We start from the raw sequence: 13,258 nt of genomic DNA, 5'->3' as shown, positions 1-13,258 counted from the left end.
CCGGTCGCTGCTTCGCAGCGACAGAGGCGGCTAAAGCCCAATACCAGCAGTTGCTGCATCCCTATTGCCTTATCCCCGTGCCATGCGCACCTGCCCACATCGCAAACCACCCATGAACCGGAACAAGAGAATCAGAGCGCAGCATTAGACGTTAACGTTACCGGTCGTTTCCGCGGTGACCGCCTGATCGATCATAAAGTCAATCTCACCGGTTTTCACGTCATACATCGCCCCAACGACCATCGCTTCGCCAGCGTCGACGGCCTGACGAATCGCGCTGCTACGGGTGATGATCTCGTGCACCGTTCGCTGGACGTTTTTCCGTGCGACGCTATCGATACACGCGTCTTTGGCTTCGGGTGTCATCTCGCCGATGCCCCTGCATTGATCCGGCTCGATACATTGCTGGATCTCCGTCACGATGGAATGCAGGTGACCGCAACCGCTGGCCTGTTCCACATCGGCCCGCTGATCGAACAATTCCACCGACGAAGTGACCGCGCCGCAGCGCGTGTGGCCCAGCACGACCACCAGTTTTGCACCGGCCACCGCCACGCCGTATTCCATGCTTCCCAGTGACTTGGTGCCGATGACGTTGCCGGCCACGCGGACGCTGAAAATGTCTCCGATCCCAAGGTCAAAGACCAACTCGGCCGGGACGCGGGAATCGATGCAGCTGAGGATCACGGCCAACGGACTTTGCCCCGTCGCCGTCGCACCCACCTGACGCCCGAAGTCACGACTGATCCGGTGTCCGGTGCGGAACCGCTGATTCCCGTCACGCAGAATCGTCAACACCTGATCCGGCGTGATGCGACTTTGCAGCTCTCGTGTCGAGTAGTCCGCAAACTGAATGTCGTCGTGAAGTTCATACTTCTCGCGGAAGCCACGCAGACTGACGCTGACGCCGTGTGCCGGGCCGATGTTGTTCTTGAAGTCCCGGATCAGGCTCAAGATGTCCGGATCGATGTAATCCGATCCGGAAGCATCGATCAATACTTTTGTTCCCCGCTTTGCCTCGGTGAACACTTTGTCCAATGCGGCGCGGTTCAAAAAGCTGACTTGGTCGGCCAATTCGATATGAATGATGTCCCCGTCCAAGTGGGTCTCGACGATCCGGCGGATCGGACGCCGCAGGTTGCTGTTCAGGATAAACAGCACGCTGATGATCAATCCGATCAGGATGCCGATCAGCAAGTCCGTCAGCACGATCGCCGCCACCGTCGTGAAGAATGGGATGAACTGATAGCGGCCTTCGCTCCACATTTGTTTGAACAGCTTCGGGCTGGCGAGTTTGAATCCCGTGACCAACAGAATCGCGGCCAACGAGGACAGCGGGATCATGTTCAAATAGGCCGGGAACAAACCGACACACACCAACAACAACACGCCGTGGGAAATCGTCGACAACTTCGACCGGGCGCCGGAATTGACGTTCACGCTGCTGCGGATGATCACCGACGTGACGGGGATGCCCCCGATCATTCCGGCCGTCACGTTGCCGACCCCTTGCGCCAACAGCTCGCGGCTTGGCGGAGAGTTGCGGCGCTGGGTGTCTAGCTTGTCGGTCGCTTCCAGGTTCAACAACGTTTCCAGCGATGCCACGATGGCGATCGTGATGCCCCCGATGTAGACCGCGGGGTTGGCCCACTGGGAGAAATCGGGCAGCCGCAGAAAGCTGCCGAAGTCCGAAAGGCTTTCCGCGACCGGAATCTGGACCAAGTGCGACGCGCCGACCGACCAGCTGCCGCCGAAGGTCGCAAACAGAGCCTGCAGCGCGACGCCGAACAGCACCACCACCAGCGGCCCCGGGACACCGGAATTCTTCAGCGGTTTCGTCCGATCCCAAAACACCAGCAAGGCCAGCGAGATCAGTCCGATCACCGCCGCCCCCAGGTGCAATTCGCCGTCGATCAACGTTCCCAGCTCCGAGAACGTCGTCTCCTCATCGGGCTGAGAAAACGACATCTCGCCTTCCGGATCGGTATCGTGACCGAACAGGTGCGGGATCTGTTTCAGGATCAGAATCACACCGATCGCCGCCAACAGCCCCTTGATCACGCTGCTGGGAAAAAACGCCGAGAGCGCCCCGGCCTTCGCGATCCCCAGCCCGATTTGGATCAAGCCGCCGACGACTACGGCCAGTAAAAACGCATCGAAGGTTTCCAGGTTCGCGATCTGGGCGGACACCACCGCCGTCAAACCCGCCGCCGGCCCGCTGACGCTGGTGTGCGATCCGCTCAGCGATCCGACCACGATTCCGCCCACAATCCCGGCGATCAACCCGGAAAACAACGGAGCCCCGGATGCTAACGCGATCCCCAGGCACAGCGGCAACGCCACCAGAAACACCACAATCGACGCGGTAAAATCGCGAAACAGGTTTCCAGGTGAAAGCATCGAATTGGAGGAATCGTCCATCGTCCTGTTGGTCTCCATCAAGTATCGGTAGCGGGCAGCTTGCCCAGTTAGCCTCCCGGATTAGCAAAGCTTGCGCCAACTCGCTCGGGCCGGTTCAACGTCCCCATGAATTCCTACGGCATTTCCGGAAATCCTTGCCCACAGGGATTACGTTCAACATCGCCGCAGCCAAAGCCACCCGCACGGATGTCGAAATTCAGTCGCACTGGTAGATTTCCGCCACTCGGGCCGAAATTGCGACGACAAAACAGCACAGCGTGCGATTTAAACCGGGTAGGCACAGCGTTTGCCCGCCGCGAGAACCGTTGGTGTCCAGCCTTTAGGCGAATCCCGGTCGCTGCGTAGCAGCGAGGGTGCCGCCTAGAGGCCAATGCCGCTAAGTAAAGCGTCGTTTCCTCTGGGGAGGGCCCGTAGGCTCGCGCCAAACGGCTGATAATCGGTTGACATCAGCCGGTTCGCGCGAGCGTCCGGGCTTCAACTTAGCGGCATTGGCCTAAAGGCTGGACACCAACAGGTACCTGACCCTTTTCCGCTCGACAAACGCAACCCGAAGTTTTAACGCTGACAGAGCGCAAGCAGCCGGATCCCCCCGCACCCCCACGAGACCGAGATTCATGAAGTTGCGAGACAAGCTCGGCTGCTTCCTGCCCATCACGGGATGCGTCCTATTATGCCTGGGCGTGGCCGGGGCCTGGTACGTGATCGAACTTCAGAAACAGAATTCTCACCTTCTGGACGTCAACGTGGCAAGTATCCGCGGCGCCGAAGAGCTGGAATTGGTCACCCGCGAGATGCGTCACGAACTCGATCGTTTCCTGTTGACGATGGACCGCAGCTATCTGCTTCGGGCCGCGGAAAAGCAATCTCAGACCAACGATTGGCTGTCCAAAGCAAGGCAACTGTCCGCCTCCGACCAGGAGCGTGCCTTCGTCGCAGACCTTGAGCAGCGGCTGGAGAGCTATTTTCAGCAGCTCCACGAATTGATCGACGATCCCGACATGGAGATCTCTCCCCAAGCGGTCGACACGTTGGAAGAGAAGACGTTGTCCGAGCAGGTCCTGGTCGCCGCCCACGATTACCTGCGTTTCAATGAATCGGAGCTTCAGCAGAGCAACCAGGAGAACCAACGGCTGGCACAGAAACTGGCCATGGTGATGGTCTTCTTGGGCGTCTGCGGCGCGATCGCGGGTTTGGAAGCCGGCTACGGCGTCGCCCGGGCGATCAATCGAACGATGTTCATGCTGTCGGTTCCGATCCGCGACGTGGCGGGCAAACTGGAAACCGTCGTCGGCCCGGTGGAGGTTTCGGCGGACCCCAGTTTACAAGACCTGCAACTGGTTCTGGAAACGGTTTCCTCACGAGTCGGCTCCGTCGTCGAACAGTTGCATCAACGGCACCAGGAGATCGTCCGCGCCGACCAGCTGGCCGCCGTCGGCAAGCTGGCGGCCGGATTGGCGCACGAGCTGCGTAATCCGTTGATGTGCATGAAGACCCTGGTGCAAGCGGCCGCGCGGAATCCGGATTCGGCAAGTCTGAACGCGACCGACATCGCGGTGTTGGACGAGGAGATCACGCGGGTCGACAGTTTGCTGCAAACGTTCCTCGATTTCGCACGGCCGTCGGAGCCACAGTTCTGCTTGGTCGAACTGGCGCCGATCGTCCGCCAAACCGTCGATCTTGTCGCCGGTCGCGCCGAGACGCGACATATCCAGATCGAATGTCAGCTCCCGTGCGAATCAGCCGAGGTCCGCGGCGACGCGATGCAGTTGCGCCAAGTGCTGCTGAATCTACTGCTCAACGCTTTGGACGCCGTGTCAAACGACGGGCACATCAGCATCGCGGTCGAACGCAGACGCCGCGGAGACACATCACATCCGGCATTCGATGCGGCCCGCGAGTGGGTATGCTTAAGTGTCGCCGACGACGGCTGTGGCATGCCCACCGACCAGAGCGAGAGAAACCGAATGTTCGAACCGTTCTTCAGCACCAAAGATCCCGGCCTGGGACTCGGTCTGGCGATCTCGCAGCGGATCATCGATGCACACGGCGGTCGACTTGTCGCCGAAGATCGCCCCGAAGGCGGAACGGTGATGAATGTGATCCTGCCGCTGCCGTCTCCTGTCCCCTTACGCCACTAGTGGCACGGGCTTAAACCAATACGCTGAGCCGTAGGCGCTAGCCTCGGGCCTGACCGCCGTGTTAAAGGCGTATCAAGGCCCGCGGCTAGCGCCGTCGGCTCACTAAGCCCGTGCCATTCGTACCTGACCCTTTTTCCGCTCGACAAACGCAACCCGTAAACTTAACGCCGACAGAGCACTAATTCCCATCCCGCAATCGGACGATCCTCAGGTGCCGAAACTAATCATCATCGATGACGAACCCAACCTCCGCTACTCGCTCAAGAAGAGTCTGGAATCGGATTCCTTGGAAGTCATCACCGCGGCGACCGCCGAAAGCGGCATCGCCGCGGTCCGCCAGCACCAACCCGACGCCGTCATCCTCGATGTGCGTCTGCCGGACATGTCGGGACTGGACGCGTTCAACATCATCCATGAACTCGATGCCAGGGTTCCGGTCATCATCATCACCGCCTATTCGACGACCGAAACGGCGATCAACGCGATGAAGCACGGCGCGTTCGAATACCTGCTCAAACCGGTCGAGTTCGAAAAGTTGTTGGCGACCGTTCAAAGCGCCATCGACGTCAGTTTGATGAGCCGCATTCCCGCCCAGTTCGGAATCGCCGGCGACGGGGACACGTCGGCCGATCAAATCGTCGGCCGCTCCAGGGCCATGCAGGAAGTCTACAAGCTGATCGGACAAGTCGCCCCGCAGGATGTCAACGCGTTGATCCTGGGTGAAAGCGGGACCGGCAAAGAAATGGTCGCCCGTGCGATCTATCAACACAGCCGCCGCGCCGACCGACCCTTCATGGCGATCAATTGCGCCGCGTTGCCGGAGAATCTGCTCGAAAGTGAATTGTTCGGCCACGAACGCGGTTCCTTCACCGGCGCCGATCGACGGCGGATCGGAAAGTTCGAGCAAGTCAATCGCGGCACGATCTTCTTGGACGAAATCGGTGACATGACACCGGCCACCCAGGCCAAAGTGCTTCGCTTGCTGCAAGACGGCAGCTTCGAACGCGTCGGCAACAACGAAACCATTCGCGTCGACGTGCGGATCATCGCCGCGACCAACCGCAACCTGCTGCAGATGGTCCAGGACGGCGAATTCCGCGAAGACCTGTACTACCGTATGAGCGTCTTCATGATCCAATTGCCACCGCTACGCGATCGCCCCGAAGACATCCCCGTACTCGCCGAACACTTCATCAACCTGCTGAACCGGGACATGCACAAGCAGATTCGGTCCATCGCCCCCGATGCGATGGCGCGGCTGCAACAATACCTCTGGCCCGGCAACGTCCGAGAGCTGCAAAGCGCGATGAAGCACGCCCTGGTGCGAAACGTCGGCGAAGTCCTGACCGTCTCCTCGCTGCCGGAAACCTGTCGGCGTGTCGCCCCGGCCGGTGCCAGCGAAGCGCCGCCGAAACTGGATGCGGACAACATCCGCAAATTCGTTCAAGACCTGATGTCCGACGGGCCGGCGAACCTGTACCAAGAAGTGCACAGCGAAATCGACCGCATCCTGCTGCCCGAGGTGCTCAACCATGCCGACGGGAACCAAGCCCAGGCCAGCGAGCTGTTGGGCATCGCCCGCAGCACGCTGAGGACCAAGATCACCGATTTGGGGCTGACGTTCGAGAAGCGGCTCAAGCAGGATTCCGAGACCGTCGACGCCCCCCAACGCGGCTGACCAACCGTGTCCAGATTGTGATTAAGATCTGGCCATGAATCTCGACGCAATCCTGACGTTCCTGGAATCCTCCCCCACCATCCGCTTGCTCAAGGCGGACTTGGCCCCGTTCGTCGTTTTCTTTTTGCGACGCGCATTCAAATCCGACAGCGACGATTCGGCGATCTCGTTTTCGCACGACGAACTGGCCAGCCGCTTGCAGGTCTTTCAGGACGAACTTCGCGACGAAGAACGCCCCGAGATGCTCGGTTCGGCCGATCGCTACCTGCGCGAGTGGTCCGACGCCGGATGGCTGCGACGGTTCTTGCCCGCCGATTCCACCGGCCCCCACTACCAACTGACCCGCTACAGCGAAGACGCCATCCGGATCGTCGATGCCGCGCTGAATCGCGACTCGCGTCTGGTCGGTACCGAAAGCCGATTGAGATTGGTCATCGACACGTTGGTCGATCTGGTCCGCAACGCCTCGCCGGATCCCGATCGGCGTTTGAACGATCTGCTGCAGCGGCGACAGCAGATCGACGACGAAATCGCATCGATTCGCAGCGGCGGTGAAGTGGAAACCTATCACCCGGCGCAAATCCGCGAACGCTTTTACACCGCCGTCGACCTGCTGAAGACGCTGCAAAGTGATTTTCGCGCCGTGGAAGACCGTTTCGAAGCGATCGGCCGACAGGTGCAACGCGAAGCGATCAAAGACGATCGCCGCCGCGGAGAGATCTTGGCCAGCGCACTCGACGCCGAAGACTTGATCAAACAGCAAGACGAAGGGGTCAGTTTTGACGCTTTCGTCGCGTTTCTGTTTGCCCCCCAGGCCCAGGCGAAACTGCGCGAAACGATCGCCGAAGTCACGCATCTGGATGCCCTGACCGGCGAACGGGCTGCCATCCAGCACATCCGCGCCATGGTCCCGTCGCTGTTGGCCGAAGCCGACAACGTGCTGCGGCAAACCGGCCGACTGTCGCAAACCCTGCGGCGACTGCTGGACGACCAATCCGCCGGCCATCGAAAACGGACTGCGGAAGTCCTCCGCGAAATCCGCACGTTGGCTTCACGTCTGAAACACCACGTCGCCCAGTCCGATCAGCCGCCGCCGGACGAAATCGGATTGAAGGTCGAAACGACGATCGGGTTGGGCAATCCGTTTGCCCGCCCCTTCTGGACGCCGCCGCAGGTCTTTGAAACGACACCCGAAACCCGCGTCGTCGATATGGAAACGGCCCAACGCGAGGCCAGAAAACTCGCCGGCCTGAAGCGATTGGAGTGGGATCGAATGCGGGAGGTGATCGCACACGCCACCGGAAAGTCGCCTTCGATCCGGCTCTCACAGCTGCTCAAAACCCGTCCCCTGAAAGTCGGCATCATTGAACTGGTGGGATGGATTCAAATCGCCCACGAAGACGGACACCGCATCGATCGCGATGCGACCGAAGAGATCCACGTGACCGCCGAAGACGTAATCACTGGGCAAACACGCCCGTTGCGTGTCAGGGTCCCGGTGGTCACCTTTCACCGAACCCACGAAAAAGCAACGACGCCGATTCGAACCAAGAGACCGCGATGACGAACCATTCCAATCACGAAGTCCTTGCATCCGATGCGTTGCCGCCGCCGGTCCCCTGGGCGCCCGCCGCGGTTCGCTTGCTGCAAGGCATCGTCTATCATGACGACGCCGGCGATACCTGGGAACGAATCCTCGCCGGAGCGACGCCGCTAAGTGACTACTTTGCCCGCATCGGATTGATGTTGATCGTCAACGAAGAAGACGGCATGGCTTACCTGCGCCAAATCGAACCGGAAGTGCTGCCGCCGGATTATCCGTCGATCCCCAAGCTGTTTCGCAGCATCCGGCTGAGCTTCGAAGCCTCGCTGTTGTGCGTGCTGTTGCGCGACGAGCTGAGACGTTTTGAAGAAGAAATCCATCGCGACGATCGCTGCGTGGTCACCCAGGCCTCGTTGCTGGAGATCTGGCAATCGCTCGTCCCCGGCAACGATGACGCCGTCCGCGCGAATCGAAACTTGGGCGGGCAACTTCGAAAGCTGGAAGAACTCAAGTTTGTCCGCAGGTTTGAAAAACAACCGCCCAGCTGGGAAGTTCGTCGCATCCTCAAAGCCCGCCTGCCGCTGGAGGAATTGGAACGCCTGCGCACCGATCTGACCGTGGAACTGGAGCGACGCGCCCAAAACGATGCGGACGTCGAATCGGACTCCGCCGTGGAGGCATCCGATGACTGAATCCACTTCGCGTCCCCGGCCCGTGTCGCTGTTTGACGACGCCCAAGATTCCCCCGCCGATCCGCTCCGCCCCGGGTTTCGCCTCTCGACGTTCGAAGTCTTCAACTGGGGAACCTTCGACGGCCAAGTGCATTCCTTTCATCCCAACGGAGAAACGGCGCTGTTGGTCGGAGAAAACGGTGCGGGCAAATCGACGCTGGTCGATGCGATGTTGACGCTGTTGGTGCGCCCCGGTGTGCGCAATTACAACGTCGCCGCCGGAGCCACAAAGAAGGAACGCGACGAACGGACCTACATTCGTGGCGCCTACGATCGAACCGCCGGAAGAGACGAAAAACCACAAATCCAATACCTTCGCGACGGCAGCGGGTTCTACACCGCACTGCTGGCGACGTTCACCAGCGGCTCATCGGGCAAACAGTTCACGCTCTGCCAGGTCATGTACCTGACCGCCTCGGGAGACCGCAAAATCTATTACGGATTCGACACCGCCGCGCGCAGCATCGCCGCCGACCTTGGCGGGCTGAAGTCTGGCAGCGACATCAAATCCGAGATGTCCGACCGCGGATTCCAAGTCACCGAAAGCTATAAACAGTACCACGGCTGGTTCCAACGGCAGGTCAAGTTTCGTCCCAAAGCGATGGACATCTTCAACCAGACCGTTGCGGTCAAGGATGTACAACGGCTGGATCAGTTCATCCGCGACCACATGCTTGAAAAGAAACCGTGGAACGACAAGGTTTCCAGCCTGCTGCAGCACTTCGCCGAACTCAGCGAAGCCCACCGCGCGCTCGTTCAGGTGCGTCAGCAATCCGAGTTGCTCGAACCGATCATCAAAACCGGAAAACGGTATCGAAACGCCAACGAACAACTACAGCAAGCCCGTGATCAACACGAGTCCGCGCCATTGTACTTTGACAACGCGATCAGCGAATTGCTGCGTCCGCTGTGCCAGCAATGGCAGCTGCGAATCGAACATTTGGACCAGGAGATCGAACTGCTGGACGAATCGTTGAAATCCAAACGCGGTGATTCGGCCCGACTGGAACATGAGATCGCACACAGCGGCGGCGCCCGATTGCAGCGGCTGCCGGACTTGATCGCCGCCGAAGAACAGCAGGCAAAATCGAAACGCGAAAAACGGCTTTCCTTCGAGGCGAAACTGCAACAGACCGGGATTCAAGTCACGATCAGCAGCGCCCAGCAGCTGGAAAAAGCCCATCAAAGGATCTCGGAAACTCGCGACGCATTGTTGCAGCGACGCCAGGAGAGCACGGATCGGTTAAGTCGCTGTGACTATGAATTGGGCGTTTTGCGAAAACAGTTGGACGAAGACGCGCGGGAGCTGGATTCGTTGCGGCGCCGCAAAGGCAATCTGCCCGACGCCTTTATCGAGGTCCGTGCGGCGATCTGCACCGCATTCAAGCTGCCGCCAACGGAACTGCCGTTTGTGGCTGAGCTGGTCGCCGTTGATCCGGACAACGGCCGCTGGGAAGCGTCCATCGAACAAGTGCTGCATTCCTTCGCGCGGACCTTGCTGGTGCCCGACGATCTGTACGCCAAGGTGTCCGGATACGTCGACGCGACACGTCTGACCGATTCACACGGCCGCGGACTGCGATTGACGTACGATCGAGTCGCCCCCACGGCGGCACCGACCGGTCCGCTCTCCGACGACCTGTCGCTGCCGGAAATGCTGCACTACCGGGACGATCATCCGTTGGCGTCTTACGTACGCGGTGAAATCCTGCATCGTTTTGACCATCTGGCCTGTGAGACGATCGCCGACTTTCAAATGGCGAACCGACGGGCGATGACGATTCATCGACACGTCAAACAGAACCATCGCCAGCACGCCAAGGATGACCGCAATCGCCAGGACGATCGCCGACACTTCGTCCTCGGCTGGGACAACCGCCCTAAACGTGAGGCCCTGGAAAGATCGATCCGTGATCAACAGGCACAGATTGCCCGCATGGAATCCGAGATCGCTTCGCTCCGCCGAATCAGTGATCAGGCGACCGCACAATTGACCGTTCTGGACGAACTGTCCGTGATGACCGATTTCGACGCCATGGACGATCATCGCCACGCATTCGACGCGTCGCAGCTGCGCTTGGAAAAAGAGAAACTGGAAGCCTCCAACGACCGGGTGAAGGAGCTGAAAACGAAGCTGGCCGATGTGCGGGCGGAGATCAACGGATTGGAAGCGGATCGAGATCGCTCGTTCGACGAACGATCCAAGACACAACAACAACTCGAAGGCGGCAATCGCACGCTGCAGTCGGTCGACAAGTCGCTGGCCGACGCACGTCAAGCGGGCGACCTTGAACGAGTACAGCAACACTTCGCGGGCATTACAACCCAACTCGGCGATCGACGGCTGACGATCGAAAACATGGGGCGACTGCCGACTGAGGTCACCCATGAACTGTCGGCCCAAGTCAACCAGCGAGAACAGCGCGTCAGCCCGATCCGCGATGACTTGACCCGGGCGATGGGCAGATTGCTCACGAAGTTCCCGGTCTTTGAGTCTGAATTGAGTCCGACGCCCCAATCGTTGCCCGATTTCGAAACCCTGCAACAACGCATCATCCAAGACGACTTGCCGCGGCATGAACGCCGTTTTCGACAACGACTGAAAGAAAAAGTGCTGCAAGAAATCGGCTTGCTGCATGGTTCTCTGGAAGACGAACGCGAGGAGATTCGCAGCAAGATCGAAGTGCTCAACGAAGCCCTGCGACGACTCGATTGGCGACCGGGCACCTACATGCGGCTCGAACCGAGCGACACCACCGACGCCGAAATCCGTGACTTCCGTCGCGATCTGGCCGGCTGCCTGGAAGGCACACTCGACGGCACCGATGATGCCAACGAAGCGACGTTCGGACGGATCGAAAAACTCGTCGGGCGATTGCGTGACGATGCCAATTTGCGTTGGCGAGAAAAGGTGATCGATGTCCGCAACTGGTTTCGGTTTGCCGCCCGTGAATACGACGCCGCGACGGGAAACCCCGGCAGCTACTACGACGGAGGAACCGGACAATCCGGTGGCGAAAAAGGCAAACTGGCCTTCCTGGTCTTGGTCGCCGCAATCGCGTACCAATATGACTTGCAACCCGACGAAACCGACAGCGATCGTTTTCATTTCGTCATGGTGGACGAAATGTTTTCCCGCAGCGACGACACCAGGGCCAAGTACGCGCTCAACTTGTTCGCCCGATTCGGATTGCAATTGGCGATCGTCGCGCCCTTGGACGCCAAAGCGAAGATCACCGAAAGCTACGTCGGGATCTACGGACACATCATCAAAGACCCCGAGACGAATCGCAGCGAACTGATCAGTTTGACGGCCCAGCAGTACCGCGCCGCCGAGGAAGAGGAAAACGCGAACCAGTGATCACACCCGAAGCGATTGCCGAGAAGGCGAAACGGATTTTTCCCAAAGCGGTCGGCGCGTGGCTGTCGGAGGAATTCGACGCGTTCTTCCCACACCGCATCCCCGCCAACTTGTCGCTTGCCAAGGACCACGCGACCGCAATCGAACAAGTGGACCGACTCCGCCAATCATCCAAAGAAGTCACCGGTCGCGGTTACACCGTGTGCTACGAATCGCGCCGCAGCCGCACGTATGGGTTGAACCAGTTTCCCATCGCCATCTTGCTTGATTCGATGGACGATTTGGTTCATCTGGCCGGGTGCAAGTCCCAGTGGGAAGCACTGCAGAAAGCCGCCGCGACGCTCCGACGCCGCAAACCGGAATTGTGGCCCTGGCTGGTACAAGGCAGCCACTGGAAAACGCTGTTGGAAGTCGCCGATGTTCTGGATGGATTGTTGGACATCGTGGACTATTTCCAATCGCACCCGCGCCCCGATTGTTTCGCCCGCGAGTTGCCACTGGCGGTGTCCACGAAGCTGTTGGAGAGTCATCGGCGGCGGTTGGCCACTTGGCTGGACATCGTTTTGCCTCCGCACACCATCGATCATCGCTACGGGTACGATGCCTTTGAACCTCGGTACGGGCTGCGATACGCCCGTCCGCATTTCCTGCTCAGGACCTTGGACGATCAACTGCAATCCGAACTCGGTCTTCCCTTTGACGAGTTGTCGTTGCCGGCGGAGTCGCTGGCGCGATTGCCGGTTGCAGACGTGCGCATCTTGATCGTCGAGAACAAGGTCAACCTGCTGTCGCTGCCGAAAATGAAGCGCGGCATCGCGCTGGGAGGGTTGGGAGCCGGTGTCACTCAATTGGCCGACGTAGGCTGGCTGCATGAGAATCCACTGCTCTACTGGGGTGACTTGGACGCGGAGGGGTTCGTCATCCTGGACCGGTTGCGGCAATCGCTTCCCCACGTGACGAGCGTGTTGATGGATCGGAGCATTCTGGAGCAGTTTCAAGACTTGGCCACCGCCGGCACCGGGGCACAGAAGAAAGAACTCGCCCACCTGAATGCCGAGGAACGGGCGTGCTATGAAGTGGTGTGCCAAACGAATCGACGGATCGAGCAAGAGCATCTTCCGATGGAGTTGCTGGTCTCGGCGCAGGACTAACCGGACAGCGCCGCTTGATCGAACTTGACGGATCTCTACCGTACTAGTGAGTTGTTCCAGATGGATTCTAGGATTACTTGGCGATGCGGGTTGACGATGCGTTCCCAGAGTCGCCGTGTTCTCCGATTGTCGCCGTGTTCTCCGAACTCGGCGAATCCGAGAAACAACGCTTTGCCCCGTGCCGACCTCGGAGAGGACGGCGACTGTCCTGTCCGATCGAAAACTACGCTGCGGT

General features: G+C 59.6%; 7 protein-coding genes. 6 read left to right on the top strand and 1 reads right to left on the bottom strand.

Features of this window, described 5'->3' with window-relative positions:
• Window positions 1-144: 144 nt before the first annotated feature.
• The gene (locus Mal15_RS33285; protein WP_233903187.1) at window positions 145-2,439 is read right to left on the bottom strand and encodes a bifunctional SulP family inorganic anion transporter/carbonic anhydrase; all 2,295 of its coding nucleotides are present in this window, start codon (window positions 2,437-2,439) and stop codon (window positions 145-147) included.
• Window positions 2,440-3,035: 596 nt separating this feature from the next.
• Here Mal15_RS33285 and Mal15_RS33280 point away from each other — a divergent pair.
• The 6 genes from Mal15_RS33280 to Mal15_RS33255 all read left to right on the top strand — a co-directional run bounded on the left by Mal15_RS33280 (window position 3,036) and on the right by Mal15_RS33255 (window position 13,023).
• Window positions 3,036-4,559 carry a sensor histidine kinase gene (locus tag Mal15_RS33280; RefSeq protein WP_147871672.1) on the top strand — a complete coding sequence of 508 codons (1,524 nt, stop codon included), beginning with the start codon at window positions 3,036-3,038 and terminating at the stop codon, window positions 4,557-4,559.
• 211 nt (window positions 4,560-4,770) lie between these two features.
• Window positions 4,771-6,237 (top strand): sigma-54-dependent transcriptional regulator, encoded by a 1,467-nt coding sequence (locus Mal15_RS33275; protein WP_147871671.1) that lies wholly within the window; start codon window positions 4,771-4,773, stop codon window positions 6,235-6,237.
• 34 nt (window positions 6,238-6,271) lie between these two features.
• Window positions 6,272-7,801: a DUF3375 domain-containing protein gene (locus Mal15_RS33270; RefSeq protein ID WP_147871670.1), complete on the top strand. Its 1,530-nt coding sequence runs from the start codon at window positions 6,272-6,274 to the stop codon at window positions 7,799-7,801.
• Entirely contained in the window at window positions 7,798-8,472 is a 675-nt protein-coding gene (locus Mal15_RS33265) for a DUF4194 domain-containing protein (protein ID WP_147871669.1), read from the top strand. Before Mal15_RS33270 ends, Mal15_RS33265 begins: the two co-directional genes overlap by 4 nt.
• The gene (locus tag Mal15_RS33260; RefSeq protein ID WP_167547197.1) at window positions 8,465-11,872 is read left to right on the top strand and encodes an ATP-binding protein; all 3,408 of its coding nucleotides are present in this window, start codon (window positions 8,465-8,467) and stop codon (window positions 11,870-11,872) included. The genes Mal15_RS33265 and Mal15_RS33260 overlap by 8 nt, the downstream gene beginning before the upstream one ends.
• Window positions 11,869-13,023 (top strand): Wadjet anti-phage system protein JetD domain-containing protein, encoded by a 1,155-nt coding sequence (locus Mal15_RS33255; RefSeq protein WP_147871667.1) that lies wholly within the window; start codon window positions 11,869-11,871, stop codon window positions 13,021-13,023. The genes Mal15_RS33260 and Mal15_RS33255 overlap by 4 nt, the downstream gene beginning before the upstream one ends.
• The last annotated feature ends 235 nt before the right edge of the window (window positions 13,024-13,258 follow it).

Origin of the sequence: Stieleria maiorica (genome assembly GCF_008035925.1) — a bacterium.
GTDB classification, from domain to species: domain Bacteria; phylum Planctomycetota; class Planctomycetia; order Pirellulales; family Pirellulaceae; genus Stieleria; species Stieleria maiorica.
This window is presented reverse-complemented; position numbering and strand designations above follow the sequence as displayed.

Excerpts from the sequence above, each read along its gene's own strand:
- Mal15_RS33285 (WP_233903187.1), bottom strand. The coding sequence starts at position 2,439 with ATGGAGACCAACAGGACGATGGACGATTCCTCCAATTCGATGCTTTCA.
- Mal15_RS33280 (WP_147871672.1), top strand. The coding sequence starts at position 3,036 with ATGAAGTTGCGAGACAAGCTCGGCTGCTTCCTGCCCATCACGGGATGC.
- Mal15_RS33270 (WP_147871670.1), top strand. The coding sequence starts at position 6,272 with ATGAATCTCGACGCAATCCTGACGTTCCTGGAATCCTCCCCCACCATC.
- Mal15_RS33265 (WP_147871669.1), top strand. The coding sequence starts at position 7,798 with ATGACGAACCATTCCAATCACGAAGTCCTTGCATCCGATGCGTTGCCG.
- Mal15_RS33260 (WP_167547197.1), top strand. The coding sequence starts at position 8,465 with ATGACTGAATCCACTTCGCGTCCCCGGCCCGTGTCGCTGTTTGACGAC.